The following is a 22,435-nucleotide window of genomic DNA, read 5'->3' as shown; positions in this document are numbered from 1 at the left end:
CCGCGCATCCATATTAGAAAGAACCTATCGAAAGCGCCTAAGCAGCGGCCATCTCTTCCGCCGCGGCGGTTGGAGATATACTCAAGGCACGATAAAGCCCGAGGGGACGCTGTGGTCCATTCATGCCCATATGGCCGCAGGGTCGACCGTAAACGGTGGCGTCTATAGCTTATTGACGCAGTGAATTCATTCGCCGAGGTGCCGCCGAGCACGGGTGAGAGCCGTTATGCCTGTCGGGATCGTCTTGCGAAAATGCCGACCAGTCGCTAAGGTTTCCTAAAGTCTTCCGCCGACACCCAATGATAATATTGCTGACTCGAGCGGTAACGGCGCCCCCCGCTGGAGAGAGCGCTGGTGAAGTTATACTCCAGCCGTTCCCAATTCTTGTGCCCATCCTGGGTATTCTCTCGCAACTCCTTCATGGAAAGCTGGATGACCCAGATGGGAGTCAGGAAATTTTTGCAAGAAATATCCAGTTTTCCACCAAAGCCGTACTGAAGGTAATACGATCCATCCGGAAAGGTTTCGTCAGCAATAGAAAGATGAGGAGGGATAAAAAAAGACGCAACAGCCCGATCTGTCGTATAGTCTCTAACCTTGACGATTAGGTTATAGAATGAATCGTCGTTCCGAATATGAAGAGAATGGATACCGACAGGCGGCGCCTCGGGCTCTAGGAAAGTCTCGAATTCCGGAGGGTTTGCACAGGGAGGGAAGCGTTGCGAGGCAGCCTCCTCGCGTTGCAGGAATTCGGCTCTCTTGGCCTTCCTATCGGCGTCCACCTGCTTGGTCATCCAAAAGCCCCCGATGCAGACGATCAAGAGGAGCACGCATTTCCAAATAAACCGCCAAACATATGAACTACCCTCGGAAGTTACGGGATCACGCTGGTCCATTTCTGCCTCGAAAAACTCTTCGCGTTCGCCGCCCCGTACAGATAAACGGTGTGGGTCAGCAACTCGCTCCTACAACTTATTGACGCGTGATTGATCTGTTCAAGGTCCATCAGCCGGCGTAGCCGCCCCAAAACCACCTCAGGGTCTGTCGAACTCCGCTTGTGATATCGTCTCGGATTCCTGATCGAACTGCATGCCTGGCGGTAACACGTGGGGGAACGCCTCGCGGGAAGTGTATTCGGAAACTTCCTTTGTCACGTAGATATGAATATCATCGGTCATGTCCACCACGCCGAATTCGCGCCAGGATACCGGCTGGATTAGCGTCTTGCAGGAGAAATTCAGGTCCACTCCGAGAGAATATTGTAGCCTATATTTAATCTCGGGCACGACTAGAACGGCATCGTTTCTGCCCCTGACAAAAAATGAAACAACGACTGAATTTGATGCGACATCTCTTACCTTGACGATAGCGTGATCATCGCTCTGGTTGATGAACCGGACCAAGTTGTTACGTCGCGTATGTACAGTCGCAGGCTTGAGCATCTCTCCATTTTGCAAAAAATACCCGCAAGCCTGAACCGGAACATTGTTCACTTCAACAAATTGGAGTGGCGGTTGATAGGTAAAAATCTTGGTCAGGAAGTAAAGCGGCGCTGCGTAAAACAACAAAGCGATCAACGGCATCAAGACATATGGGAGTTTGCTGAGCAAAGAAGCGTCCCAAGGATTTTCAAGTGGCGAGGCCTGATCATTACCAGCGGCCTCCCTGAGGCTTTTCAGCATGGCGGCGGCGGCGCGGGCGATATCGACATCTTCAGACCTAGCAGCGCTTTCGGCCAATGCGCAGGCCAGAGACCGATCACCCGCAGCGAGAAAGGCCTGTGCATTCCGAAGCGACAACTCGTCCTCGGCCTGCCTATCGCGCCGCTGCCCGAAGCCATTTGCCAGAATGACGCAGATCGACACCAAAAGCCCACCAACGGGCGGCACCCACGAACCGAAAATAAGCGAGTGGATTGAGTTTCTCAGCGCCGCCGACCTAGCGCAATCGGCGCAGTACAAACCACCTTCAGTATAGGGAGGCGATTCAAGCGGGAAGCTGGGCACGCGAGAGAACTCAACCTGACGCGGCTGGGGCGTGATTTTCCTGCAACGTGAACAACGCGTGGCGCCGCAGGTGGCATAGGCGCGGTCGCGCTCGTAAAACGCTTCCGGCCCTCCAGCGTTCTCGGGAGGCGTGCAAGCAAACCTGTCGTAATTCGCCCGACGGACCGGATCATTCAGGATATCACACGCATTTTCGACGCGCTGAAAGCCCTCGACGAGGTTATCGCCGAACTTCTTCCGGGCAATGAGACTAGACCGCCTCTTTGCTTGCTCGATCTTTGCCCTTGAGGCCGACGGCGTCAGGCCCAAGGCCCCGTAAAGCCCGAGGGGGTCGTTATGGTCCATCTAAGTCTCGGAATCGCCCAGCAGGTTGTATCAGCCTTGTTATGGACGCGGTGCGAGCAGCGCGCCACTGCGACCCATTGCTGAGTCACCTCTTGGAAAACAGGGCGTCAATTATTCCGTCAAACAGCGAGTACGCCATGTGATCGATGATTTTTTCGCCAAGAGATCGCTCGGAGCCAGCTTCCTGCCCCTCGGAAAACTTCGGGTCGTTGGTAAGTTGGCCGGCAGAGCCTTGCTCGGAATCATCGCTCGCGGGCGTATGCTCAGCGCTGCGATGAGGAGCCCGGATGTGTTCCAGTGCGGCGGACCGTGCTAAACTCAAGGCTTCATTGAAGCCGGACGGGTCCTTCTCATACATCGATGCCTCTGGCGCCTGCCTGATTGTCACCGCCCACCATATGGTGAGGCTCGAAACACGCGCTAGTGGCGACTACAACTTATTGACGAAGCGACGCCGTCAGAGCCTGCCTCGAAATTCGCTGAGGCGCGGCAGATAGCGACGAGTTCGAGAACCGAAGCGGAGCGAACTTGAGCAACGCCAGCAAAAGTGCCTTGCGGTTTTGCGTCTGGAGTTGCGTCGAGCAAGAAACAGGGCATTGGCGTTGAACCGCCAATGCCTAGGGGGTCGTGAGCACCGGAAGCGCAGAACCCTATGCCAAGGGCATCCGCCCGAAAAGCTGCAGACTTTCCGGGCCAAGCGGATGCCCAGGATGCCGCCTCAGTAGAGTTTCGTGGCAGGCGCCCTCACGGGTGCATCTTGGCACCCTTCGTAATCTTGTCGACCAGCTTCTTCTCCGCCCGCAGCGCCAGCCCCACCAGCTTGGCGTCCTCCGGCGAGAACTCGGCGAACACCTCGCGGTTGGCGGCGTCGTGGCCGGTGGCGAACATCTCCTCGACGTAGGCCGACGTCGTCGCCCCGCGCTCCAGCGACCGCTTGTGGATGGTGCGCAGCGTTTCCTGGTCGGCCACCAGCACCACCATCGGCTGGATGGACATCGGGTTGTAGACATTCCCCGCCGCATCCCGGTAGGCTTCGCCGATAATCGTTGGCGTTTGCGCGACGATGCCGCTCGTCAGGAAGGCGGTGACGTTGAGCTTCTGCCAGGTGGCGAGGTCATCGCGGACGACGAGGACGATCTTGGTGTCGAACATGCCGGCAAACTCCATGCGAGGGGTCGAAAGAGCCGACGAGATAATGCCCGGCACCGCCGCCGGTCTTGAACGTTCGTGCGGCCGCTTCAGCGATCGTCTGCGGGTCTCCATCGACGATGGCGGCGTCGAACGGCTGGAGGCGCGCTTTCACGGCAACGGCTTTTCGCCGCATCGCCACGACACCTATGCCTTGGGACTGACGCTCCACGGCGTGCAGACTTTCCGCTATCGCGGCACCCTTCGCTTCAGCCGCCCCGGCAACGTCATCGTGCTGCATCCCGACGAGGTGCACGACGGCGCGGCCGGCGACGAGGCCGGCCTCATCTACCGCATGATCTACCTGCCGCCGGAGATGATCGCCGCCACCGGCGCCTCGCCCGGCACCCTGCCCTTCGTCGCCGATCCCGTGGTGCGCGACGCCGGCCTTTGGCAGGCACTGGCCGACATCCTTGCCGACTTGGATGGAGAGCCCGGCGATCTTCAGATGGACGACGTGCTGATGCGGCTCGCCGCTGGCCTCGTCCGGCAGGCCGGCATGCGGCCGGCGAGAGCGTCCGCCACCGCCGAGGCGGCCGTCCGCCGCGCCCGCGACTATCTCGAAGCCCACGCCCTGGAGACCGTCCGCTCGGAAACGCTGGAGGCAGTCACCGGCCTCGACCGCTACGAGCTGGCCCGCCAGTTTCGCCGCCTCACCGGCACCAGCCCGCACCGCTTTCTCGTCATGCGCCGGCTCGACCGCGCCAAGCGGCTGATCGCTCAGGGAACCCGCCTCGCCGACGCGGCGCTGGACGCCGGCTTTGCCGATCAGGCCCACTTCACCCGCCATTTTCGCAATGCCTTCGGCATGACGCCCGGCCGCTGGCTGGCCATGCAGACGGCGGCGTGAGGAGCGAGTCATCTGCTCCGTCCCTATCATGCAGTCATCCTCGCGAAGGCGAGGACCTCAGGACGAGAAATCTCCTGGGCCAATATAGATCTCCTAGAGCACCCGCCGATCAGGTTGAATCAACCTGATCGAAAAGCGGCTGCTCCAGCGAATGCTCTAGGAGCCAGATATGACCGTTCCGCTCTACCTTCCTGAGGTTCTCGCCTTCGCGAGAATGACAGTTTGATATTGGGCATGCCGCGTTTCCCTGCCGCCATGGAGTCAGTCGCCGTCGGCGCGTACGTAACATCAGGGGGAGCGCCCTGCACCACTGCACCCGAGGGGACAGCATGGATACCAAGATCAGGCTTCTGGAACAGCTTTACGACCGCTTCAACGCCCGCGACATCGACGGCGTGCTGGCCTCGCTGACCGACGACGTCGCCTGGGCCAACGGCATGGAGGGCGGCCACGTCCACGGCCCGGAGGCCATCCGCGCCTATTGGACGCACCAGTGGTCGGTGATCGATCCGCGCGTCGAGCCCGTCGGCTTTCATCGGCGGGATGGCGACACCATCCGGGTCGACGTTCGCCAGATCGTCCACGACCTCAAGGGCACGCTGTTGGCCGATGCCGTGGTCGGCCACGTCTTCCGCTTCCGGGGCGGCAAGGTCGCCCGCTTCGACATCGAGGACGCCTGAGGCCGGACAGAACGGCTCCGTATCTTCACTTATAGAAAATCTGAAAGCGGCTTTCAGAACTTGCGATTAGGTCGCAAGCCATTCCGCACCTATATAGAGGGCGTCAAAAGCGAAAAGAAAGAGACCGGAATATGCCGGTCGGGAAAGGAAAGAAAAAATGCTCAACGCTCTCAAGCGTACCGCCCAGCTCCTCCGCGCGCCCAGCCAGGCCGAGCGCGACATGGACTACCTCAACCAGGCCGCCGACCGCTACGACCTCGAGGCCCGCGAACGCTACCTCGACAGCCGCGCCTTCCAGCGGACCATCGGCCTCTGAGGATCATCGGCGAAAGCCGGCACCTCCAGCACGACAGCCAGCGCTCGAAACCTTACCGGTTCGGGCGCTTTGCCGTATGCGCTCACGCCGACCCGGAGCGACTCCGGCAAAAGCGCTATGGGATGCACTGCGGTGATGAAATCGCAGGACGGTGAAATGCAGGGCATATCAGACCGGCTCGGTTCGGGGAGCGCGATATCGGCGTCGCGTTTCGTTCTGCCCGAGGTACACCTTGAATTCGCACGCGAATTCAAGCGGCCTGCGCAAGGATGACAGCATTATATGTAGGGATGACAATCGGTTAGGTGGAGGGTTCCTTTCATCGCGCTGACATCGGCAACGCTTGCCGCTCATGCGGCATCAAGCTATATGGCGTGCACTCCAGCTGTTTCCCCTTTCTATCACGCAGTCATCCTTGCGCAGGCCGCTTGAATTCGCGTGCGAATTCAAGGTGTACCTCAGGCGGGATGGAGCGAGCCGCCGATATCGTGCTCCAGAAACCAAGCCAGCCTGATCCTCTGCGCTCCACTGTCTATGCCTCTCACCGCTGATATGCGCCTGCCGTAGAGCAAAAGCGGAAGCCGGCCTTGCGTCGGTCAGATCGCGTACTGCCCGAAGTGCAGCTCGCCGCTGGTGCGGTTTCGTCCGCTGTCCTTGGAGCGATAGAGCGCCTCGTCGGCGCGCTCGATGGCCTGCTGCATGGTGGTTCCCGGTTGGGCCATGGCATAGCCGATGCTCACCGTGACGCGGCCATGCGGCGAATCCGGGTGCGGAATGTTCAGGTCCTCGATCGACCGCCGGAAGGCTTCGAGATGCGCCCGGAACAGGTCCGGATCGCTCTCGCTGATGACGAGCGTGAACTCCTCGCCGCCGTAGCGCGCGGCCATCTCGCCCTGCCGCTTGCCGAACCGCCGCAAGGTCTGGACGACGCTTTGCAGCGTCCTGTCGCCCGCCGCGTGGCCATACCGGTCGTTGAACAGCTTGAAATTGTCGATGTCGATCATTGCCACCGCCATCGGCCCCTTGCCCTCGGCGAGGCGCTGGTCGCACTCGCCGAGATGGCTGTCGAGCGCCCTGCGGTTGGCGATGCCGGTCAGTGCGTCCTGCCGGCTGGTGTCCTCCAGCGTGTCGACCATCAGGTTGAGCGCCGACGTCAGCCGGTTGAAGTCGGCGATGGGCGAGCGGACGGAGATCCGCTGCCCCGGCTTGCCGGCGCTGATCTCGCCGGCCAGAGCGCCGATGCGGCGCAGGTTGCGGATGAAGAAGAACTCGGCCAGGAACATGATGATGGCGTCGAGCATCACCGTCTCGGTGACCGACGTCAGAACCACCCCCTTCAGTTGGTTCCAGGCGCGATCGTTGGTCGCCTTGAGCGAGGACAGAAACAGGAATCTTGAGCCGTTCATCGGCAGCTTCAGCATGGCAACGTAATAGGGCTCGCCCCCCAGGACTTCCTGCCGGACACCGAGAAAGCCACTGGCGCTTCTCCGAAGGAAATCGTCCTCCATCACCGATTGCCCGGGCGCGATGAGCTTGGAGACGGCGATGCCGCCCTCCGCGCTGATGATTGCCGCCTCCGTCAGCGTCACGTCGAACAGGTTCAGCGCCTTGTTGAGAACGGTTTCCGCCTTCAGCGAGGCGAGGACCAAGTAGTCGACGTGGAGGTCGTTGCGAATGACCGTCGCCGATGGAATGACCAGCGTTCGGGAGATCGGGCTGACCTGCGGCTCGCCCCAGTAGGTGTCGTTGTTGTGCACGCTCTTGAACATCTTGCCGGTGTTCTTCACCAAAATCCCGCCAACTCCGGCGATGGACGAGCAGTAGACGATCGCCTGGGGCGTCAAGATGGTCAGATGTTCGATGCTGGTATAGAGGTCCTTCAGGCTGGACAGCCGCTTGGAGCATTGCTCCGGAGACGTGTTCTGGAACGAGTTGCTGATGGATATGCTGGAGGCGATGTTCTCCACGTCGGCCTGGGTTTCCAGCAGCATGTCCTGGACGCGCTCCAGCGATGTGCGCAGGCTGCGCTCCATCTCCGCGAGAGACTCCGCCCTTTCCCTGTGGGCGATGAGGATCTGCTGCACCAGGAAGGGCGCAAGGCAAAGGGAGATGACGATCACCACGATAAGTCGAATGCGCACCAGCCACCTTTGAAAATGTGGTCGAAGACCGGCCAAGGCCACGCCGAAAACTATCGCATCACGCCGATAAATATCGGTTAAGCCGCCAATCCAGCAAAAGCTTACTCACCAAAAGACCATTTCCGCCCTCGCGATTTATTTGGAAAGAACGGCGGAAAACCGAAGGTGCGCATCAAGCGGCGGCGAGTATTCGCTCCGCACCCTGGGCGCCCCGTAAACGGAGTTTTACCTATAGGAAATCTGAAAGCGGCTTTCAGAAGTTGCGATTAGGTCAGGGCGGCTGCCGGGCCTATATTGAGGGCGTCAAGAGAGATCAGAAAAAGAGGCCGGAAACCTCCGGTCTAGGAAAGAAGGAAAACCAAAATGTTCGCCACCCTCAAGCGTGCTGCCAAGGCCCTCCGCGTTCCCACCCAGGCCGAGCTCGATCTCGCCTACCTGAACGAAGCCGGCGACCGCTTCGACCTCGAAGCCCGCGAGCGGAACCTCAACAACCGCACCCGCCGTGGTTTCGGCCTCTGAGGACAGGACGGCCCCGAGCCGACAAGCCCCGATACGACGTCGAGCGCTCGATACCTGACCGGTTCGGGCGCTTTGTCGTATGCGGATCGAGCCCGGCAAAGTTTCAGAGCCTGCTCGCCACCAGCCCATACATCATCGGCAAGCGCGGCATGTCCTCCGGCGGGATCATGCGCCGGCCGCCGATGTCGACCATCCGCTCGAAGCCGCGCCAGCCGTTGGCGTAAGGGTACTCGACGAGCCGCTCGAGCCTGAGCCCGGCGGAGAGCAGCGCCGACACCACCTCGCCGATGCCCCAGGCGAACTCGTAGGAGCGATGCGGATTCTGGAAGTCGACGACGCCCTCTTGGTTGTCGCCCGGCGTCAGGCCGTCGCCCGACTCTGCCACATAGTCGCCGACGCCCGCCTCCTCGATCGGCGCACCGCCGAAATAGTCGTAATGCGGCGTCCAGCCCTGGTCGAACACCATGGCGAACGGGTGGAACTCCAGGAGCGCGAACCGGCCGCCCGGCCTCAGCACGCCGGCGATGCCGCGCCCCCAGGCATCGATGTCCGACAGCCAGCCGATGGTCCCATAGGAGCTGAACGCCCGGTCGAACGACCGCCCCGCGCCGATCGCCTCCTCGAACCAGGCGAAGAGGTCGGCGCGCTCGAAGACGGCCGTTATGCCGCTCTCGGCCGACAGGCGGCGCGCGAAGGCGATCGCCTCGTCGGAAATGTCGACACCGGTCACCTCGGCGCCCAGCCGGGCGAGACTGAGGCTGTCCTGCCCGGCGTTGCATTGCAGGTGGACGAGGCTCAGCCCGGCGACATCGCCGAGCAGGTCGAGCTCCTCGGGGAACAGCGTCGAGCCGCCGCCGCGGAAGAACGCCGCCTGATCGCCCTTGTGGCTGTTGTGCGCCACCGTTGCCGCGTTCCAGGACAGACGGTTCGCCTCGTGAAGATCCGTGCGCATGACATCCGCCCCCAGCGCGAGAAATCGATGGCGGACCATGCCCGTGGACGGCCGCCGGCTCAAGCCTGCCGATCGGCCAGCCGAGGGAACCCAGCCGGAGATGGCGAGTTCTACAAGGTTGGCAGGACGGAGCCGGAGGTTTCGATGGGATTGCTTGAGAACCGCGTCGCGCTGGTCACCGGTGGCGAATCCGGCATCGGGGCCGCCTCGGCCAGGGCGTTGGCGGCCGAGGGCGCGGCGGTCGCCGTCACCTATTACGCCGACGCCGACGCGGCGGGCGCCGTCCGCGACGCCATCCTCGCCGCCGGCGGCAAGGCGATGACCGTCCAGGCCGACGTCGGCGACGAGGCGCTGGTCGAACAGGCCTTCGCGGCGGTGACCGCCGAACTGGGCCTGCCCGACATCCTGATCAACAGCGCCGGTCTCAACATGAGCGGCGTGACGGTGGCCGACATGGAACTTTCCCAGTGGGAGAGGTTGATCCGCACCGACCTCACCGGCGCCTTCCTCACCTCGCGCGCCTTCGTGCGCGGCCTGCGCGAGACGAGGCGGCCGGGGCGGATCGTCAACATCAGCTCGATCCATTCGACGGCGGTGCGCTATGGCGGCGCCGACTATTGCGCGGCCAAGGCCGGGCTCGACAGCCTCACCCGCACCATGGCCGTCGAATGCGGCCCGATGCGGATCGGCGTCAACGCCATCGCGCCCGGCATGATCCTGACGCCGATGAACCGGGAGGCGCAGTCGGACCCGCAGACCCTGGCGGAAGCGCGCGAACACATTCCCTGGGGCCGCGCCGGCAAGGCCGAGGAGGTGGCGGCGCTGGCGGTCTATCTCTGCTCGGACAAGGCCGACTACATCACCGGCGCCATCCTGACCATCGACGGCGGCCTGACGCTCGAACAGGCGCTGGGGGCCTGACATGGCAGAAGTCGATTTCAACGTCGAGAATATCGAGCCGGTGATCGTGCACGGCCCCGATGCGATCAGCCAGCGCGACCTGATGAGCCCATACGTGTGGAAGGGGCCGCACGACCACGACTACAGGATGATGGTGCGCGCCGTGCCGCGCATGGGCGAGACGGGCGACACCGGCACCATCTGGTACGCCAAAAGCGACGACGGGCTGACCTTCACCGCCACCGACAGGCCGGCGATCGCGCCCGGTCCGGGGCCGGAGGATGCCGGCGGCTGCGAGGACCCGACGGTCGTTCAACTGCCCGACGGCGGCTATGTCGTCTACTACACCGGCGTCGCCGCCGACGGCCGCCATGGCGAGATGCTCTATGCGGCCGGTCCCGGCATCGAGCACCTCAAGAAGAAGGGCGTGGCGATGGCCTCGACCCCGTCCGAGGGCAACGTCAAGGAAGCCACCGTCGACCGCACCAAGGCCGGCCGCTGGCGGATGTTCTACGAGTATGCCGCGAACGGCGCCTCGCTGATCGGTCTCGCCACCGGGCCCGATGTCGACGGCCCCTGGCAGCACGAGCGCCAGCCTTTCGCGCCGCGCGAGGGCATGTGGGACAACTTCCACCTCTCGACCGGCCCGCTGCTCACCACCGACAAGAACCAGCCGGTGATGTTCTACAACGGCGCCACCGAGGACGCCCGCTGGCGCATCGGCTGGATCGCCTTCGATGCCGAATATCGCAAGGTGATCGACCGCTGCATCGAGCCGCTGATCGCCCCGCCGCCCTCGCCGAACCGCTTGGCCACCGACATCGCCTTCGCCGCCTCGGTGGTGATCGCCGGCGGCCACATCTGGCTCTACTTCTCCCGCGCCGACCGCGCCCTGTTCCGCGCAACGATCCGCAGATACGGGCGGTGACACCCCGGCCAATCGCCGGTCAGGCGGCCTCGTCCGCCTTCGTCACCGTGAACCGCAGCCCGAGCGCCTTCATCACGCCGATCAGCGTCGACAGCTTGGGGTCGCCCCTGTCGCTCAGCGACTTGTAAAGCGCCTCGCGCGTCACCCCCGCTTCCCTCGCGATGGCCGACATGCCCTTGGCCTTGGCGATGTCGCCCAAGGCAACGGCGATCATCTTCGGGTCGCCATCCTCGAAGGCGGCTTCAAGGTAGGCGGCAACCGCCTCGTCGCTGGTCAGGAACTCGGCGGGGTCCCATTTGGTCGTCGAGAGTTCCATTCAGACCTCCTTCGCCATGTCGATGACGCCAGTAGCTGTGAACTACAGATTACGACAAGCAACACGCAGCCGCTCTCTTCGTCAAGGCGGCGCCCATGGTCCGCCCCCTTCCGCTAGCACTCAGGCTCACCTATTCTGTGAACAAACAGAGGAGCGCAACCTTGGGTAAATACATTGCCGCATTCAGCTTCCTTGCGCCGATGATCGGGTTCATCATCTACAACGCCAAGGAGAATAATCTGATCCTGCAATACGACCCGAAAGCAAGGCGCGTCCCCGGCCCCGGTTTGGCAATGTACATTGCATCGGACAGGCTATATCGGAACCCGGAGTTCATGAGAGCGTACAACAGGCTAAGCTATATTAAGTGGGGATGTTTCCTAGCCTGGGTGATCGCCTTGTTCATTCTCACCCGCTACAGATACTACTTCGGCTGAAAGGCCCGCTCCTCCCCCTCGTCGTAGTTAACAAATCCTTATCCATCTGCTGGGATGCTTGGGCTTCGCGACGGTTCCACCGTCGCGTTTCGTCTTTCAAGGTTTTGTCGATGGCCTTCTATCGCTCGTTTCTCGTTCGCTCGGCCGCGCTGGCGCTTGCCGGGCTGATCGCCGGATGTTCGGCGCTCACCTTCGACGATGGGCCGGTGCGCGCCACCCCGCACTTCCGGGGCGACACCTTCGAGATCCGGCATCCGTCGAAGGACACCATCGAGGGCATCGACGTGTCCTATTTCCAGGAGACGGTGGACTGGAGCGCCGTGAAGGGCGACGGCATCCGCTTTGCCTACATCAAGGCCACCGAGGGCGGCGACCGGGTGGACCAGCGCTTTGCCGAGAACTACGTCGGCGCGGCGCGGGCCGGCGTGCTGCGCGGCGCCTACCATTTCTGGTACCACTGCCGCCCCGGCGCCGAGCAGGCGGCCTGGTATATCCAGAACGTGCCGCGCGACGCCAACGCCCTGCCGCCGGTGCTCGACATCGAGTGGACGCCCACCTCGCCCACCTGCACCAAGCGCCCGCCGGCCGCCGACATCTACCGGGACATGCAGGCCTTCCTCGACACCGTCGAGGCCTATTACGGCAAGCGGCCGGTGATCTACACCTCGGTCGACTTCTACCGCGACCGACTGGTCGGCGCCTTCGAGCGCTATCCGCTGTGGGTGCGCTCCACCGCCGTCAAGCCGAAGGAGGCCTATGGCGACCGCCCCTGGCACTTCTGGCAGTACAGCTCGACCGGCCGCGTCGCCGGCGTCAAGGGCAACGCCGACCGCAACGTTTTCTACGGCACGGAAGCCGATTTCCGGAAGTTCCTCGCCGACAGCGCCGTCGCGCCGGCCCTGGTCGCGGAGCGCTAGAAAGCGCCGACGCTCGGCAACGACACGCCTCCATGGGATTGCGGGCCTTCTCGGGCCGGAGACGGGCGCCTTTGCACGGCATGAAAAATCATACCCATGATTTTATTGAGCAATTTGCCATTTATACGATAAAATGCGTATGATGGATGAATCGCTTGCCCGACCGGAGAGGATTGATGGACCGAGACCAGACGATCGGCACTGGCAGCTTCACGCTTCGACGCGACGAGGTGCTGAACGCCATGCTGGATCAGCGCGACGCATCGGCGGAGATCGTCGAGAGGAAGACGGGCTTCTGGCGCAAGCTCCGGCTGGTCTCGATCATCCTGGGGCTGCCGATCGTGGTGACGGGTATCGTGCTCGACCGGCCGCCATTCATGCAGATCGGCTTTGCCGCGCTGTTCGTCTTCGGCGGCCTTTACCAGATCAGCGACTGGTGGATCAAACGCACCATGAAGAAGATGGGCGTCACCCGCAGGGTGTCGCGCAAGTCGGTGATCAAGGCGTTCGACAAGCGGATCTTCAAGGGTCGCGACAGCGTCCGGAGCGAAGCCAGGTTCGGCGAGGACGGCTTCGAACTGGTGCAGGACGAGGTCCGCTTTTCCGCCGCCTATGACGACAGCGAGAAGATCGACGTCATCTTCGAGCGGAACGGCTGGCTGCAGATCGTGCTCGGGCCGAGCCGCAAGCTGCCGGACGTCGTCTTCCTCATCCCGCTGGGTAAGCTGTCCGACCCCGACGCGGTGATGGAACGCGTCCGGATGAGCCCGATGTTCGTCTTCGACAACTCCTGAGCATTCGTCCGAAAAGTTGCAGACTTTTCGGATAAGCGACTGCGGAGCGAGAACCGTCTGCGCATCTCGCCCGCGTCATTGACTTGGCACGGGCCAGTTGCTATCGCACGACCATGATGGTGACCCTGCCCCTTTCCGGCCAGTCTCTTTCGGGCCTGTATTACGCGCTGCTGACATAGCGGCGAGGGCATCATTTGCTTTTTCAACCGCGGCCTGACCAGCGGTTGAAGTGGACGGACACCAGCCCTGGCGGCGTCGCCAGTGCGAGGATGTCATGCCAGACGCTCCCATGAGACGATCCGATGTGCCGGTGGGCATCATTGGCTTTGGTGCCTTCGGGCAACTGATGGCCGAGCATCTGCGCGCCTATGCCCCGATCCTCGCCCACGACATCGCGCCCGACGCGGCCCGCGCCGAGGCGCTGGGCGTTGCACTCGTGCCGTTCGAGACCGCCGCCGCCTGCCCGGTCGTCGTCCTGGCGGTGCCGGTGAGCGAGATGGCCGGCGTGGCGTCGCGGCTGGCGCCGCACCTCACCCCCGGCGCGCTGGTGCTCGACGTCGGCAGCGTCAAGGTCGAGCCGGCCGCCATCATGCTGGAGATGCTGCCCGACCACGTGGAGATCGTCGCCACCCACCCGCTGTTCGGCCCGGTCAGCGCCCGCGCGGGGCTCCGGGGGGCGCGCATCGCCATCTGCCCGCTGCGCGGCCGGCGCTTCCGCGTCGCCGCCTTCTGCCGCCGGCTCGGCCTCGACGTCATCCTGACGACGCCGGAACAGCACGACCGCGACGCCGCCGAGGTGCAGGGCCTGACCCATCTGGTGGCCAGCCTGCTCACCCGCATGGACCTCCACCCGACGCGCCTCACCACAAGGAGCTTCGAGCTGCTGATGTCGGCGGTCGACATGGTCAGGAACGACGCCCCGGAAGTCCGCCACGCCATCCTGGCGTCGAACCCCTATGCCGGCGACGTGCTGAGGCGCTTCAAATCGCTGACGTCGACGTTGGATGACCGGGGGCTGTAGGGAATGGAGCTCTATAGTTCCCTTGAGCCCTTTCCTGCCCGAGGTTCTGCGCCTTCGCGCAGAATGACAATCTATGTATATGTTTTTGTTATATAATTTTGTCATCCTGCGCGAAGGCGCAGGACCTCAGGCAGAATGGAGCGCAACGCCGATATCGGCCTCCCCTACCCGATCCACTCGCGAAACCGCCGCTCGCCCTCCGGCGTGAACGCCACCACGCGGGACGACGGCAGCCGCCTTGCCCAACTGAGCGCGAACAGCCGATCCAGCGTCGCCTTGCCGATCAGCCCGGCGAGGTGGTGCCTCCGCTGGCTCCAGTCGAGGCAGGCGCGGCACGGCGGGCGGTTGCTGCGCGGCAGGCTGTCCGGCGTCACGCCGATGGCGGAGAAGCGCGACCAGCCCGCCTCCGTCACGCCGAGGTCTTCGGCCAGCCAACCGGCCTCGCGCGCCCGGTCGTAGAGCGCCACACCCATTTCGCCGGCCAGATGATCGTAGCAGACGCGCGCCTTCCTCAGTGCCGGCTCCTTCGGCCCAGTGCGCACCGGCGGGGCGGCATCCGACGAGAACACCATCAACGCCTCGATCAGCGCCGCCACATGCGCGCCGGCCAGACGGAAATAGCGGTGCCGCCCCTGCGCCTCCACGGCCAGCACCTCGCCGTCGACCAGCTTGGCCAGATGGCCGCTCGCCGTCTGCTTGGTGACGCCGGCAAGGCCGGACAACTCGGTGGCGGTCAGCGCCCGGCCGTCCATCAGCGCCAGCAGCATGGAGCTGCGGGCCGGGTCGGCCACCAGGGCGGCGATGCGGGCGATGTCGGGGCCTTCTCTCATGGTTCGATGATAGCCGAACCATCGTCGCGCGCCAGTCGCCTATACCAAGGGCATTGCAATGCCTCTGGGTATTCCATTTGCCGGTTTCTCATGCCCCTGACGCAATGAGAAATCGGCAATGATCTCAATGAGCGGATGCGTCAGCATCTTCGCGAATTGGCATGCCAGGACAAAAGGAGATGCCGATGATCGCAGTGATTTTCGAAGTGGACGTGCCCGCCGAAGCCAAGGGCGAATATCTCGATTGGGCGGCCGAGCTCCGGCCGCTGCTCTCGGAGATCGACGGCTTTCTCTCCATCGAGCGGTTCCAGAGCCTGACGACGCCGGGCCGGCTGCTGTCGCTGTCCTTCTGGCGTGACGAGGCGGCCGTCGCCCGATGGCGCGCCCTCCCCGAGCACCGCCGGGCACAAACCGCCGGCCGCGACCACGTGTTCGCCGGCTATCGCCTGCGCGTTGCCGAGGTGCTGCGCGACTACGGCATGACCGAGCGAGCCGAAGCGCCTGCCGACAGCCGAGAGTTTCACACCTAGCAATTCCAGCAAAAGTGGCCGCCGGTTTTGCGTCCGGAATTGCGTGGCAAGAAGACAGAGGAACAGCATGTTTGACGTGGAGTTCGATCTCGCCAACCGCCCCGGCGCCCTGGCCGATCTCGGCGAGGCCATGGGCCGCGCCGGCGTGTCCTTCGAGGGCGGCGGCGTGTTCACCGAGGGCGAACGCGCCGTGGCGCATTTCCTGTTCAAGGACGGCGAAGCGGCGCGCCGGGCGGCCGAGGCGGCGGGCATTCCGGTGGTCGCCATGCACCGCCCGCTGATCCGCCGCCTGAAACAGGGCACGCCCGGCCAGCTCGGCGCCATCGCGAGGGCGCTGGCAGAGGCGGGCGTCAACATCCTCACCCAGTATTCGGATCACCACAACCGCCTGATCCTGATCTGCGACGGGCCGGAAGCGGCGGCGGAGGCGACGAGGGATTGGGAGGATGGGAGATAGGGGAGCGCTATAGGTCCCTTGGGCTCTATCCTGCCTGAGGTCCCCGCCTGCGCGGGGATGACAGAAGAATTATATATATGAGACAGATGGATAGCGCATCCATCATGCTGTCATCCCCGCGCAGGCGGGGACCTCAGGCAGAACAAAGCGATCGGCTCATATAGGGCGCCTGATGATAGTGGCGCCGGCGATGTTCCCTACTCCAACTCCCCCAAGAAGAACCCCTCCAGCTCCGCCGCCAGCGCCTCCGGCGCCTCCTCGGCCATGTGGTGGCCGCAGTCGATGCCGGCTCCCGTCACCGGCAGCTTCGACCAAGGCTGCCAGAGGGCGAGGAGGTCGCCGTAGAGTTCCTCGAGGTCGTCCTTCTTCGACCAGACGACGTGGACCGGGCAGCGCAGCTTGCGGCCGGCTTCCTGGTCGTCGAGGTCGTGCATCGGGTCGACGTAGAGGCCGGCGCGATAGTCGCCCAGCATGCCCCTGACGACATCGGGGTCGTGGATGGCGGCGCGATAATCCCTGTAGTTGTCGCCGCCCATCGCCTCGGGCGAGCCGCCGTACCAGGCGTCGGGATCGGCGAGAATGGCCCGCTCGGGCTTGTCGGGCTGGGCGAAGAAGAACCAGTGCCACCAGCGGGCGGCGAAGCGCGCGTCGCAGCGGGCCAACGCGTCGAGGATCGGCACGCCGTCGAGCACGGCGAGCTTCATCACCTTGGTGGGGTGATCCATGGCGGTGCGGAAGGCGGTGTAGGCGCCGCGATCGTGGCCGGCGAGGTGGAAGGCGGAATGGCCGAGGTGGCGCATCAGGTCGACGCAGTCGCGCGCCTTGGCGCGCTTGGACGACCACTCGTGATCGGTCGCGTCGGCCGGTTTCGACGACTTGCCGAAGCCCCGGAGGTCGGGACAGACCACGGTGAAACGACGGGCTAGGAGCGGCGCCACCCGGTGCCAGGTGGTGTGCGTCCTCGGATGGCCGTGCAGGAGCAGCAGCGGCGGGCCGGAGCCGCCGTGGCGCACCCTGAGGCTCACCTCGGGAAGTTTCACCGTCTCCAGCGTGAAGCCGTCGAACATCGCCGTGTCCCTTGCTCCGGATCCATGGAGGGATCGAACGGCCGAAGGCCGGGAGATGTTCCCGCCCGCCTCGGCCGGTTTTGTCGGAACAATCGGCAGACCCCACGATTGTAGCCCCACGCGGCGCGTCGTCTCCGAGGCCGCCCAGGGAGATCTTCATGTACCACCACGTCAAGAAGCTGATGTACACCGTGCGGGTCGACGAGCCCGATCCCCGCTTCGGCAACATGCTGCTGGAGCAATTCGGCGGCGCCAACGGCGAGCTCGCGGCCGCGATGCAATACTCCATCCAGGGGCTCAACTGCGAGGATGCCGCCCGCAAGGACCTGCTGATGGACATCGGCACGGAAGAGCTCAGCCACCTTGAGATCGTCGGCACGCTGGCCCGCATGCATTTGAAGCCGATGAAGTCGGTGCGCGAGGATGCCGAAGCCGATCCGCTGATCGCCATTGCCGGCGGCGGCGGCGTCAACCTGTTCAACTCCATGGGCAATCCCTGGACGGCCGACTATCTCAAGATCACCGGCGAGCTCGACGTCGACCTCCGCAGCAACATCGCCGCCGAGGCGCGCGCCAAGATCGTCTACGAGCGGCTGATCGACTTCTGCCGCGACCCCGGCACCAAGGATGCGCTGCAGTTCCTGATGACGCGCGAGATCACCCACATGAAGGCCTTCGCGCTGGCGCTGGAAAGCATGGGCAAGCCGCCGCTGATGGTCGGCCGCATCGCCCCGACGCCCCGGCTGGTCAACCAGTATTTCAACGAGTCGACCGGCGAGGGCCAGCTTGGCGAGGTGGACGCGCGCGGCCCGTGGAACGAGGGCGACAACTGGGAAATGGTCGAGGCCAGGGCCTTCATGGGCCTTGAGGGCGATGGCGCGGCGCCCGAGGGTAGCGACGTCGCCGCCGTCACCAGCGACACCAAGGACGCCGATGCCCTGCGCCAGATGCTGATCGAGGACCTGCGCTACCTGCTCAGCGCCGAGCAGCAGCTCGTCAAGGCGCTGCCCAAGATGGCGAAAGCCGCCAACACCCAGCAGCTCAAGGACCTGTTCGAGTTCCACCTCAGGGAAACCAACACCCAGGTCGACCGGCTCACCGAGGCGCTGAAGGCGCTCGGCGGCTCGTCCAGCGCCAAGGTGTCCAAGGGCATGCGCGGCCTCGTCGAAGAGAGCGAGGAGATCGTCAAGAAGGGCGAGCAGAACCCCGATGCCTTCGCCGACCTGGCGCTGATCGGCGTGGCCCAGCGGGTGGAGCACTACGAGATCGCCGCCTACACGGCGGCCCGCAACATGGCCATCCAGCTGCACGAGCACGAGATCGCCCAGCTGTTGACCCTGTCGCTCGGCGAGGAGATGAAGTCGGACTATCTCCTGAACCAGGTGTCCCAGCCGCTCACCTCGCTGGCCGGCATGCCGCCCGCCGTGCGTTGAACGGGACCGGTCAAACGAATGGGGTGCCGCCGCGCGTCGGCGGCCCCTTCAGCTGCGCACGAAGCCGTCGTCCGTCAGCCTGAGCGCCCGAAGGTCGACGCCCAGTTGGGCGCGGAAGCGGGCCACGGCCGCCTCGGCCAGCCGATCGGCGGCGGCGCGGTCGCCGCGTGCCACGGCGTCGGCATAGGCGGCGTGCTCTGCCAGGAACTCCAGCATCAGCGCCTCGGACAGCCGCTGCCGCTCGGGCCCGTCGAGCCGGTCGAAGCCGGGGCTGGCGACGATCATTTGCCGCACCTGCCGGCGCACCGCCTCGGCGCCCTCGCGGCTGCTGTCGGCGCCGTTGGCGATGGTCCAGTTGAGCAGCCAGTAGCCGGCCACGACATCGGCCATGTCGCCGGGGTGAAGGCCGTCGTCGCCGACGATCCTGGCCCAGCCGCGCACCGGATCGCGGTCGCCGAGGGCGGCGGCGACGCGGCGGCCGCTCTCGGCGCTCCTGAGGAGCGACATCCATTCGGCATAGGCGCGCCGGGCGTCGGCGCCCGCTTCCGGCGAGGCGCGATAGGCGGTGGCCGATGCCCTCGGCAGAACCGCCTCCGGCGCACCGCCGCGCCCGTCGAGCACGTCGGATATGACGCGGCTGTCGGGCAGCAACGCGGGCAGCCCCTGCGCGCCGGCCGGCGCGGCCAGAGTGAGGGGAACGAGGATCAGCAGACGAGCGAAGCGAGGCGTCATGGGCAAATCTCCCGATGATGCTTTTCCAACTCGCCAGCCCGCCGTTTTGTTCCGCCCCGCTTCGCCGCCGTCCCGAAGCCTCCTGAAAGCCAAGAAAGCATGGGTTCCGCATGGAACTTCCGGCAAGGTCGAGCGTCTTTACAACACAGGATCTGGTGGCGCTCGGCCAGTCGCTTCGCCGATATTGATAAAATCCACAGTCTAGCTTCAGACTTCCCCAGGGCCTCACCTGCAATCTGGCCACCAAAGGAGGTGCTCGGCATGAACATGGAGGACCTCTACCGCCTTCTCCGCACCGGCCACATCCAGGCGCAGGGCATCGTCGACACCGTGTCCGACCCCATGTTGCTGCTGGACGAGAAGCTTTGCGTGCAGAATGCCAGCCGCGCCTTCTTCGAAGTCTTCCAGGTCGAGCGCTACGAGACGATCGGCCAGCCGATCCATGAGCTCGGCAATGGCCAGTGGGACATTCCCGACCTCCGCCAACTGCTCATGCAGGTGATCCCCCGCAGCGCGGCGGTGATCGACTACCGCGTCGAGCACGAGTTTCCCCGGCTCGGCCGGCGCGTCATGCTGCTGACGGCACGAACGCTGCACCACCCCGACAACAACAGCCACCTCATGCTGCTGTCCATCGTGGACGTCACCGAGCGCGACGAGCGCGACTCCGAGAAAGACATGCTGTTCGGCGAGCTGAAGCACCGCATGAAGAACCTGCTCAGCGTGGCCCGGTCGATCGCCCGCCAGGCCACCACCGAGGGACGGTCGGCGGCCCAGTACCGCGACGACTTCCTGGGGCGGTTCGGGGCGCTGGTGGAGGCGCAGGAGCTGGGCTTCATCGGCGACGAGGCCACCGACCTCACGGCGCTGATCGAGCGCGTGCTGGCGCCCTACGCCAACGATCCGGAGGCGGTGACGATCACGCCCGACGGGCCGGTCATCCTGGGGTCGAGCACGCTGACCTCGCTCGGCCTGGTGCTGCACGAGCTGGCCACCAACGCCGCCAAGCACGGCGCGCTGTCGGTGCCGGACGGCCGGCTCTCCGTCGGCTGGCAGGCCGATGCGGCGAGCGGCTTCCTCCAGATCACCTGGGTGGAAAGCGGCGGCCCGCCGGTGACGCCGCCGAAAACCACCGGCTTCGGCACCCGGCTGATCCAGACCGTCATCTACCACGGCGAAGTCCGGCAAACCTACGCGCCCGACGGCCTGGAGGTGGAGATCCTGATCCCCTTCGGCTCCGCCGCCATTCCGACGTGACGGCTATGGCAGGCAGGCATCTGCGGGGAGAGGATGCAGGGACAGTGGACCGAACGGACGTATCGCGCTGGCTTGGTTCGGGGAGCGCGATATCGGCGGCTCGCTCCATTCTGCCCGAGGTACACCTTGAATTCGCACGCGAATTCAAGCGGCCTTCGCAAGGATGACAGCATTATATATAGTGGTGACAACCGGTTAGGTGGAGAACGCCTTTCATCGCGCTGTTATCCGCAACGCTTGCCTCTCATGTGGAATCAAGCTGTATGGCGCACACTCCAGCTGTTTCCCCTTTCTATCAAGCTGTCATCCTTGCGAAGGCGAGGACCTCGGGCAGAATGAAACAATCGGCCGCTATCGCGCTCCCCAAACCGTGCCAGTATGCTCCTCCGCGCTCTCCACAGATGCGGGCACACCATAGCGCCGCCAGCTACCGCTCCAGCCCCGCCAAAAACGCCCGCGCCGCCGCCCGCACGTCGTCGAGGTGGGTGAAGAGGGCGGTGTGCCCTCCCTCCGGCACCACGTGCAGCGTTGCCCCGGCGATCTCGCGCGCCGAGCGTTCGCCGTGGGAGAACGGCACCACCTTGTCGGCGTCGCCATGGATCACCAGCGTCGGCGCCGTCACCCCGGAAAACGGCAGCGGCGGCAGGGTGGCGAACCCCATGGTCTCGGCCAGCGTGCCGGGCATCCGGTCGGCCAGCCGGTCGAAGGTGCTGGCAAGCAGCGAGCGCAGCAGCGGCCCCGCCTCCGGGTGGTCGAGCGTCCGCCGCACCAAGGCCGGATCGCCGATGGCCCGCGCCGCCGCCTTTTCCGGCTGCCGGCCGCGCAGCCAGGCGAACAGCGACATCAGGCCGGGCACGCGGATCAGCCAGCCGAACCAGCCGAGCCGCTTCAGCACGTAATCCGGCACGTCGAAGCGGCCGCTCGCCGTGGAAACGAGGATCAGCCCGGCGCAGCGCTGGGGATGGCGGGCGGCGAAGGCGATGGCCGAGGGACCGCCGGCCGACACCGCCGCCACGATCGTCCGCTCGATGCCGAGCCTGTCGAGCAAGGCGGCGAACAGATCGGCCTGTTCGGCGACGCTGGCATCCGTCCGAAAAGTTGCAGACTTTTCGGAGGAAGCGGATGCCTCAAGAGTGTCCCCGGAAGCACGCGGCGTGCCGAGATAGCCGGGGCGCGAAAGGGCGACCACCCGGTAGCCGGGCGCCTTGCCGAGGAGCGCCTCGGCCAGGATCAGGCTCTGGTCGTAGCCGCCCATGCCGCCATGCAGCGCCAGAACGGCCGGGCCGTCGCCGCCGTCGGTGTGCTGCACCACGCCGCGCGGCGTATCGGTGAGCAAGACGGCCGGCTGGTCGGCGAGGGGAACGAAGCGGGGCGACCGACGCGCGTCGGCCGCGTGGGAAAGCGTCCTGGACATGACTCATCCTCGATGCGTGCCGAAATCGCTGGCGATTGTCGTGGTCGCTGCCTTGCGACGCGGCACGGGTGAGTGTCCGTCACGGGCTCTGGAGCATTGTGCGGAAAAGTGGAAACCGGTTTTCCGCAAAAACAATGCGACAACAAGGAACCAGAGCATGTTGGCGAACCAGGGTTCGCCGGACATGCTCTGTAAGAACGCCCGGAACCGCTGCCGGTTCACGGCTGTCTCAAGCGGCAGGTTTAGCACCCCCTCTCGGGGACAGCGACGCCTCGGTGAACTGCCGACCGAGGGCAGAAATAGCGCGAGATCGAGCGGCCGGCAAGGCGGCCTCCTTGGGAGTCCATGGGAGTCCAACCGCGCCTATGGGGAGTCAGCGTATCGCGAAAAGAATGCCGCCCCCGG

The 22,435-nt window shown here is 64.6% G+C and carries 25 protein-coding genes; 14 read left to right on the top strand and 11 right to left on the bottom strand.

Annotated elements, in window-relative coordinates; all coding sequences use genetic code 11:
• Window positions 1–266: 266 nt before the first annotated feature.
• The 4 genes from QQZ18_RS20940 to QQZ18_RS20925 form a co-directional block, all read right to left on the bottom strand.
• Window positions 267–794: a hypothetical protein gene (locus QQZ18_RS20940; RefSeq protein WP_284542927.1), complete on the bottom strand. Its 528-nt coding sequence runs from the start codon at window positions 792–794 to the stop codon at window positions 267–269.
• A gap of 240 nt (window positions 795–1,034) precedes the next feature.
• Window positions 1,035–2,351, bottom strand: coding sequence for a hypothetical protein (locus QQZ18_RS20935; RefSeq protein WP_284542926.1), 1,317 nt, complete (start codon window positions 2,349–2,351; stop codon window positions 1,035–1,037).
• An 85-nt stretch (window positions 2,352–2,436) separates the two neighbouring features.
• Entirely contained in the window at window positions 2,437–2,709 is a 273-nt protein-coding gene (locus tag QQZ18_RS20930; RefSeq protein WP_284542925.1) for a hypothetical protein, read from the bottom strand.
• A 386-nt stretch (window positions 2,710–3,095) separates the two neighbouring features.
• A complete protein-coding gene (locus tag QQZ18_RS20925) occupies window positions 3,096–3,503 on the bottom strand; it encodes a DUF2000 family protein (RefSeq protein ID WP_284542924.1) in 408 nt (135 codons plus the stop codon).
• A gap of 13 nt (window positions 3,504–3,516) precedes the next feature.
• Between QQZ18_RS20925 and QQZ18_RS20920 the strand changes: the two genes are divergently transcribed.
• The 3 genes from QQZ18_RS20920 (at window position 3,517) to QQZ18_RS20910 (ending at window position 5,385) form a co-directional block, all read left to right on the top strand.
• On the top strand, window positions 3,517–4,389 hold the full coding sequence (locus QQZ18_RS20920) for an AraC family transcriptional regulator (RefSeq protein WP_284542923.1): 873 nt from the start codon (window positions 3,517–3,519) through the stop codon (window positions 4,387–4,389).
• A 329-nt stretch (window positions 4,390–4,718) separates the two neighbouring features.
• Window positions 4,719–5,069, top strand: a complete 351-nt coding sequence (locus QQZ18_RS20915; RefSeq protein ID WP_284542922.1) for a nuclear transport factor 2 family protein — start codon at window positions 4,719–4,721, stop codon at window positions 5,067–5,069.
• Window positions 5,070–5,226: 157 nt separating this feature from the next.
• Window positions 5,227–5,385, top strand: coding sequence for a DUF3563 domain-containing protein (locus tag QQZ18_RS20910; RefSeq protein ID WP_284542921.1), 159 nt, complete (start codon window positions 5,227–5,229; stop codon window positions 5,383–5,385).
• A gap of 596 nt (window positions 5,386–5,981) precedes the next feature.
• Here QQZ18_RS20910 and QQZ18_RS20905 read toward each other — a convergent pair.
• Window positions 5,982–7,526: a GGDEF domain-containing protein gene (locus QQZ18_RS20905; protein ID WP_284542920.1), complete on the bottom strand. Its 1,545-nt coding sequence runs from the start codon at window positions 7,524–7,526 to the stop codon at window positions 5,982–5,984.
• Between the two features lie 363 nt (window positions 7,527–7,889).
• Between QQZ18_RS20905 and QQZ18_RS20900 the strand changes: the two genes are divergently transcribed.
• Window positions 7,890–8,045 (top strand): DUF3563 domain-containing protein, encoded by a 156-nt coding sequence (locus QQZ18_RS20900; RefSeq protein WP_284542919.1) that lies wholly within the window; start codon window positions 7,890–7,892, stop codon window positions 8,043–8,045.
• Window positions 8,046–8,148: 103 nt separating this feature from the next.
• On the opposite strand, the gene QQZ18_RS20895 is transcribed toward QQZ18_RS20900, so the two are convergent.
• Window positions 8,149–8,997, bottom strand: a complete 849-nt coding sequence (locus tag QQZ18_RS20895) for a class I SAM-dependent methyltransferase (protein ID WP_284542918.1) — start codon at window positions 8,995–8,997, stop codon at window positions 8,149–8,151.
• A 144-nt stretch (window positions 8,998–9,141) separates the two neighbouring features.
• On the opposite strand from QQZ18_RS20895, the gene QQZ18_RS20890 reads away from it, so the two are divergent.
• Window positions 9,142–9,918: an SDR family NAD(P)-dependent oxidoreductase gene (locus QQZ18_RS20890; protein WP_284542917.1), complete on the top strand. Its 777-nt coding sequence runs from the start codon at window positions 9,142–9,144 to the stop codon at window positions 9,916–9,918.
• Window position 9,919: 1 nt separating this feature from the next.
• Window positions 9,920–10,825 carry a glycoside hydrolase family 130 protein gene (locus QQZ18_RS20885; RefSeq protein ID WP_284542916.1) on the top strand — a complete coding sequence of 302 codons (906 nt, stop codon included), beginning with the start codon at window positions 9,920–9,922 and terminating at the stop codon, window positions 10,823–10,825.
• Between the two features lie 19 nt (window positions 10,826–10,844).
• On the opposite strand, the gene QQZ18_RS20880 is transcribed toward QQZ18_RS20885, so the two are convergent.
• Window positions 10,845–11,141 (bottom strand): addiction module antidote protein, encoded by a 297-nt coding sequence (locus QQZ18_RS20880; protein WP_284542915.1) that lies wholly within the window; start codon window positions 11,139–11,141, stop codon window positions 10,845–10,847.
• Window positions 11,142–11,236: 95 nt separating this feature from the next.
• Between QQZ18_RS20880 and QQZ18_RS20875 the strand changes: the two genes are divergently transcribed.
• The 4 genes from QQZ18_RS20875 (at window position 11,237) to QQZ18_RS20860 (ending at window position 14,310) form a co-directional block, all read left to right on the top strand.
• A complete protein-coding gene (locus tag QQZ18_RS20875) occupies window positions 11,237–11,578 on the top strand; it encodes a hypothetical protein (protein ID WP_284542914.1) in 342 nt (113 codons plus the stop codon).
• Window positions 11,579–11,688: 110 nt separating this feature from the next.
• On the top strand, window positions 11,689–12,495 hold the full coding sequence (locus QQZ18_RS20870; protein WP_284542913.1) for a glycoside hydrolase family 25 protein: 807 nt from the start codon (window positions 11,689–11,691) through the stop codon (window positions 12,493–12,495).
• A gap of 176 nt (window positions 12,496–12,671) precedes the next feature.
• Window positions 12,672–13,289, top strand: coding sequence for a hypothetical protein (locus tag QQZ18_RS20865; protein WP_284542912.1), 618 nt, complete (start codon window positions 12,672–12,674; stop codon window positions 13,287–13,289).
• A gap of 289 nt (window positions 13,290–13,578) precedes the next feature.
• On the top strand, window positions 13,579–14,310 hold the full coding sequence (locus QQZ18_RS20860; RefSeq protein ID WP_284542911.1) for a prephenate dehydrogenase: 732 nt from the start codon (window positions 13,579–13,581) through the stop codon (window positions 14,308–14,310).
• A gap of 164 nt (window positions 14,311–14,474) precedes the next feature.
• On the opposite strand, the gene QQZ18_RS20855 is transcribed toward QQZ18_RS20860, so the two are convergent.
• A complete protein-coding gene (locus tag QQZ18_RS20855) occupies window positions 14,475–15,140 on the bottom strand; it encodes an ArsR/SmtB family transcription factor (RefSeq protein ID WP_284542910.1) in 666 nt (221 codons plus the stop codon).
• A 185-nt stretch (window positions 15,141–15,325) separates the two neighbouring features.
• Here QQZ18_RS20855 and QQZ18_RS20850 point away from each other — a divergent pair, with 185 nt between their 5' ends.
• Together QQZ18_RS20850 and QQZ18_RS20845 are read left to right on the top strand one after the other, a co-directional pair.
• Window positions 15,326–15,670: an antibiotic biosynthesis monooxygenase family protein gene (locus tag QQZ18_RS20850; protein WP_284542909.1), complete on the top strand. Its 345-nt coding sequence runs from the start codon at window positions 15,326–15,328 to the stop codon at window positions 15,668–15,670.
• Between the two features lie 67 nt (window positions 15,671–15,737).
• Entirely contained in the window at window positions 15,738–16,127 is a 390-nt protein-coding gene (locus QQZ18_RS20845) for an amino acid-binding ACT domain-containing protein (protein WP_284542908.1), read from the top strand.
• Between the two features lie 197 nt (window positions 16,128–16,324).
• Here the strand turns inward: QQZ18_RS20845 and QQZ18_RS20840 are convergent, their stop codons facing one another.
• Window positions 16,325–17,194 carry an alpha/beta fold hydrolase gene (locus tag QQZ18_RS20840; protein ID WP_284542907.1) on the bottom strand — a complete coding sequence of 290 codons (870 nt, stop codon included), beginning with the start codon at window positions 17,192–17,194 and terminating at the stop codon, window positions 16,325–16,327.
• A gap of 158 nt (window positions 17,195–17,352) precedes the next feature.
• Here QQZ18_RS20840 and QQZ18_RS20835 point away from each other — a divergent pair, with 158 nt between their 5' ends.
• On the top strand, window positions 17,353–18,627 hold the full coding sequence (locus QQZ18_RS20835; RefSeq protein ID WP_284542906.1) for a DUF892 family protein: 1,275 nt from the start codon (window positions 17,353–17,355) through the stop codon (window positions 18,625–18,627).
• A 48-nt stretch (window positions 18,628–18,675) separates the two neighbouring features.
• Here QQZ18_RS20835 and QQZ18_RS20830 read toward each other — a convergent pair whose 3' ends face one another.
• Entirely contained in the window at window positions 18,676–19,359 is a 684-nt protein-coding gene (locus QQZ18_RS20830; RefSeq protein WP_284542905.1) for a DUF6683 family protein, read from the bottom strand.
• A 261-nt stretch (window positions 19,360–19,620) separates the two neighbouring features.
• On the opposite strand from QQZ18_RS20830, the gene QQZ18_RS20825 reads away from it, so the two are divergent.
• The gene (locus tag QQZ18_RS20825) at window positions 19,621–20,616 is read left to right on the top strand and encodes an HWE histidine kinase domain-containing protein (RefSeq protein ID WP_284542904.1); all 996 of its coding nucleotides are present in this window, start codon (window positions 19,621–19,623) and stop codon (window positions 20,614–20,616) included.
• 427 nt (window positions 20,617–21,043) lie between these two features.
• Here the strand turns inward: QQZ18_RS20825 and QQZ18_RS20820 are convergent, their stop codons facing one another.
• On the bottom strand, window positions 21,044–22,030 hold the full coding sequence (locus QQZ18_RS20820; protein WP_284542903.1) for an alpha/beta fold hydrolase: 987 nt from the start codon (window positions 22,028–22,030) through the stop codon (window positions 21,044–21,046).
• Window positions 22,031–22,435 lie beyond the last annotated feature (405 nt).

This window comes from Pleomorphomonas sp. T1.2MG-36 (genome assembly GCF_950100655.1).
In the GTDB taxonomy this organism is placed as follows: domain Bacteria; phylum Pseudomonadota; class Alphaproteobacteria; order Rhizobiales; family Pleomorphomonadaceae; genus Pleomorphomonas.
This window is presented reverse-complemented; position numbering and strand designations above follow the sequence as displayed.